Source organism: Mesorhizobium sp. M7A.F.Ca.AU.001.01.1.1 (assembly GCF_004022735.1).
In the GTDB taxonomy this organism is placed as follows: domain Bacteria; phylum Pseudomonadota; class Alphaproteobacteria; order Rhizobiales; family Rhizobiaceae; genus Mesorhizobium; species Mesorhizobium ciceri.
Window position 1 is genome coordinate 1 of record NZ_RZPF01000595.1, and the last position, 4,185, is coordinate 4,185.

At 60.0% G+C, this 4,185-nt stretch carries 5 protein-coding genes; 1 reads left to right on the forward strand and 4 read right to left on the reverse strand.

What is annotated here, in order from left to right; all coding sequences use genetic code 11:
- From EN884_RS27880 to EN884_RS27895, 4 genes are all read right to left on the reverse strand, one after another.
- On the reverse strand, positions 1–567 hold a 567-nt coding region (locus EN884_RS27880; RefSeq protein WP_164895186.1), incomplete at its 3' end, for an ATP-binding cassette domain-containing protein.
- Between the two features lie 29 nt (positions 568–596).
- A complete protein-coding gene (locus EN884_RS27885) occupies positions 597–1,247 on the reverse strand; it encodes an amino acid ABC transporter permease (RefSeq protein WP_063170522.1) in 651 nt (216 codons plus the stop codon).
- Positions 1,248–1,250: 3 nt separating this feature from the next.
- Positions 1,251–1,898: an amino acid ABC transporter permease gene (locus tag EN884_RS27890; RefSeq protein ID WP_063170523.1), complete on the reverse strand. Its 648-nt coding sequence runs from the start codon at positions 1,896–1,898 to the stop codon at positions 1,251–1,253.
- Positions 1,899–2,014: 116 nt separating this feature from the next.
- Positions 2,015–2,869 (reverse strand): transporter substrate-binding domain-containing protein, encoded by an 855-nt coding sequence (locus tag EN884_RS27895; RefSeq protein WP_063170524.1) that lies wholly within the window; start codon positions 2,867–2,869, stop codon positions 2,015–2,017.
- A gap of 300 nt (positions 2,870–3,169) precedes the next feature.
- Here EN884_RS27895 and EN884_RS27900 point away from each other — a divergent pair, with 300 nt between their 5' ends.
- Positions 3,170–4,129, forward strand: coding sequence for a LysR family transcriptional regulator (locus EN884_RS27900; protein WP_164895187.1), 960 nt, complete (start codon positions 3,170–3,172; stop codon positions 4,127–4,129).
- The last annotated feature ends 56 nt before the right edge of the window (positions 4,130–4,185 follow it).

Consider the following 4,185-nt stretch of genomic DNA (forward strand, 5'->3'; position numbering starts at 1 on the left):
GAGTTGGGGATCGAGCGCCGAAGTCGGCTCGTCGAATAGGATCACATGTGGTTCCATGGCGAGCGCGCGGGCGATGCCGACGCGCTGTTGCTGGCCGCCTGAAAGCTGCGAGGGATAGCGCTCGGCGAAATCCGCGAGGCCGACCTTGGCCAGCGCCCGGCGTCCGCTGTCCTTCGCCTTGGCGACGGGGGTGCGCTTGGAAAGGCGTAGGCCCAGCGTCACGTTGTCCAGCACGGTCATGTGCGGCCAGAGGTTGAAGTGCTGGAACACCATGCCGACATTGCGGCGCACGGCATCGATGTTCTGTTCGCTCTCGCGCACCAGTCCCCCGGCGCCGCGCTTGTAGCCGAGCAGCCGGCCCTCGATCTCGATCTCGCCGCTCGTATAGTCCTCAAGGAAGCTAGCGCAGCGCAACAGGGTGCTCTTGCCTGATCCCGAGGGGCCGATGATGCAGACGACCTCGGAGAGATTGATGTCGAGCGATATCCCAGACAAGGCCGCGAACGTGCCGAAATCCTTGGTCAGGTTCCGTATCTTGATGACGGGCTCGGTGGTTTCAGTGGCCATCGTTTGTTCCCAATTGGTGGTTGAGCGGCCTAGAACCGCACCCGGCGCTCAACGTATTTGCCGAGCTGCGCGACTACCTCGACCAGCAGCCAGTAGAGCAGGGCAGCGGCGAGATAGGGTTCGATGACCGCATAGGTCTCGTTGACGAACTGCGTCGTGTTTTTGGTCAGCTCGGCGACGGTGATGATGGACAGCACCGCGGATTCCTTGATGAGGATGATGATCTGGTTGACCGTCGGCGGGGTGATCATGACCAGCATCTGCGGCAACTTGATATGGCGGATGATCTGCGTGCCGGTCAGCCCCGCCATGCGCGCGGCCTCGATCTGGCCCTTGGGGATCGACTGGAAACCGGAGCGGAAGATTTCCGCGAAATAGGCGGCCCCGTAGAAGCCGAGGCCGAAAACGCCGACTGCTTCGGCACTCAGCCTGAGGCCGATACGCGGGCCGCCATAATAGAGCACGAACAGCAGGATCAGGATCGGCAGGCCGCGCATGATCTCGATATAGGCGCGAACGGCCCAGCGCAACGGCGTGAACTGCGTGCTTTCGAGGCAGGCGAGCAACAGGCCGACAGCCAGTCCGAGGGCAGCAGCCAGCGCGCAGATCCAGGCCGTCGTCGCCAGTCCGGCCAGCATCAGCGGCCCATATTGCAGCCACAGGTCGAAGAACTGCGTCATGGCTCAGGCCCTCCGCGCTAGTCGCTGCTCGGCCATGCGACCGAGCAGCGACAGGAGGAAATTGATGACGATGTAGATGATGGCGGCGGCGATGTAGATTTCGAACGGGCGGTAGGTGGTCGCGACGATCTGCTGGCTCACCCGCATCAGTTCCGTCACCGCGATAACGGAAACCAGCGAGGAATTTTTCAGAATGCTGATGGTCTCGTTGACCAGCGAGGGAATGACGAGACGCAGTATCTGGGGGACGAGAATGTGCTGGCGCGCCGCCCATTTGCGTATGCCCACCATGCGTGCCGCTTCCAATTGCCCCCGCGGAATGGCCAAAAGCCCGCCGCGAAATATCTCGGCCTGGAACGCGATCGTGTTGAGGGTCAGCGCGATGATAGCGGCAAGGATAGGAGCCACGTTGATGCCGATGAGCGGCAGCAGATAGTATATGATCAGCAACTGCACTAGGATGGGTGTGCCGCGCCACACGCTTTGATAGATGCGCGAAAAGCGGCGCAGCCATATCTTCTTCGAGGTGACCCCGAAGCAAAGAACGAGGCCGAGCGGCATGCCGAGAATGATGGCGACGCCCGACACCAGAATCGTCATGCCCGCCCCCCAGAGCATGATGGGCAGATTGTCCCGGATGAGGGCGAGCATTGCCACGTGGTCAGACCTTATGGACTTGAGGCCAGGCGTGCAGCCTGGACGTTTTTCGCAGGCGAGGCTGGGAAGCCTCGCCGTTTATCCGGGTGCTGTGAGCCCATGCCGGCTTGTCAGCTCTTAGGTTCGGGCAGGGCATCCGTCGGCAGTTTCATGGTGAAGCCGAACCACTTCTCCTGAAGCTTGGCCATGGTTCCATCGGCGGCGAGCTTGCGGAACTGGTTGTCGATGAAGTCGGCAAGCGCCTTGCTGTCGTCATCCTTGCGGAAGGCCCAGCTGAAATAGGTCGGCTCCCCGAACGTCGTGCGGATGGTTTCGAAGGCGTCGCCGCGCTGCGTCTGCAGGTAAAGCAGATTGGGCAGGGAATTCACCACGGCATCGGTACGGCCGGCAGCCAGGTCGGCATAGGCCTCATTGAAGTCGACATAGGTCTGGATGTTGGCGATCGGCGCCATGCCTTTTGCCTTGAGTGCCTCGGAAAAGGCCTCGGTGCCCTTGAGCTGTGCCGAGCCGGCCTGCGTGCCAACATTCTTGCCGCTCAGGTCTTCGGGCGTGTTTAGCGACGTATCGCCCTCGCGCTTGACGTAGGAGAACGACGCGTCGGCGATCGGCAGAGACAGCCTGTAGGTATCGTAACGCTGTTTGTTGACGGTGACGGACGTTATGATGGCGTCGAATTTTTCGGTCTGGAGGCCCGGCAGCAAGCCCTGAAACGGCAGGTCGAGCCGGTTCACCTTCACGTCCGGTAGCGCCTTCATGACTTCTTCGAAGAGGTCGACGCCATAGCCGACGACCTTGCCGTTATCGACATATTCGAATGGTGGGTAGCGCGCCTCGGACGCGATGGTGATCTCGCCCTTCTCCTTGATCCGATCCAGAAGATCGGCGGCTGTGGCGATGCTCGCCACAGCGAGCGAGAGTGACGCGGCCAGCAGTATCGAAGTGCACAGTTTCAGAGCGGATCGCATGACTTCCTCCAGCTTCGTATGTTCTCGTTTATTATGGATTATTTGGAGTCCGAGGCTTCTGTAAGCGCTCAGGAATCTCACATGCGTGACGAGCCTCAAACCTCCAAGTCGCCGGCCGACTGCGTTGCCGGCCCGGTTGTTGAACTTCCCAGCGGCAGGACGGCACGCCGCCATCTGGTAGGGCAGCATGGCAGGATTGAATCTTTGATAAACATGGAATGAATAGACTATACATCGAAATTGGCGATGTAAGGCTGATGCCGGACACCGCCTGCACAGGTTCGGGGAGGAGTGTCAGAATTGCGTCTGTCGGTAGCCGATATCCGTGCGCTCAGGGTTTTCCGTTCCGTGGTCGAACATGGCGGATTCACTGGAGCGCAGCTTGCCTTGGCGATGAGCCAGTCGACGATCAGTTTCCAGATCAATGCGCTGGAGGAGCGGTTGGGGTTTTCGCTGTGCCAGCGCGGCAGACGGGGCTTCGAACTGACCGACAGGGGCAGCGCTGTTTATGAATATTCCCATTCGCTGACATCCGCGCTGTCGGCGTTCGAGATGCAATTGGGGGAATTGCGCTCCAAGGCGACGGGCGTGCTGCGCGTCGGGATCGTCGATGCGACCGTTACCGATTCAAACCTTGGCCTCGATGACGTCATTCACCAGGTCATCAAGAAGGCCAGCGAAGTCGATCTGCGCATCACCATAGGCTCGCCCGAGCAGCTGATCGCGGACACCGCCAAGGGCGGGATCGATTTCGCGATCTCCCCGCGCATCAAATTGCTGCCCGGCTATTCGCAAACTGAGTTCCATCATGAAAGGAACTCGCTCTATTGCAGCGAGCGTCACCCGCTGTTTTCCCGCAAGCTGGTGACAAAGGCCGATGTGGAGGCATCGCAGATGGTGGTGCGGCCCTATGCCAACAAGTCGGAACTGCAGCATTTTCCCAACGCGCATGTCGGCGCCTATGCCTCGAATATCGAGGCGCAGGCGATGTATATCCTGAGCGGCCACTTCGTCGGCTATCTGCCGGATCACATGACCGTCACGTTTAGACAGAACGACCGGCTGAAGGCGCTGCTGGTACCCGAGGCACAGATACGCTCGCCCTTCGTCATCATCGCGCCAAAGCACAAGAAGGCGTCGCTGTCGGAGCGGATTTTTGTCCAGGAACTGCGCAAAAGGGTGGGGAATGCCGAAAAAACTGCCGGTAAAGGGCAACCGACTGAAGCGAAAAAGCCGCTTCCCAAGATACGCGGCGTGTAAAAACTTCTTTACGCATCAATCCCGAAAGGGGGGGGCGCTTTTCGGGATCAATGGTC

Coding starts and splice junctions, on each gene's coding strand:
- EN884_RS27885 (WP_063170522.1), bottom strand. CDS start 1,247: ATGACGCAGTTCTTCGACCTGTGGCTGCAATATGGGCCGCTGATGCTG.
- EN884_RS27895 (WP_063170524.1), bottom strand. CDS start 2,869: ATGCGATCCGCTCTGAAACTGTGCACTTCGATACTGCTGGCCGCGTCA.
- EN884_RS27890 (WP_063170523.1), bottom strand. CDS start 1,898: ATGCTCGCCCTCATCCGGGACAATCTGCCCATCATGCTCTGGGGGGCG.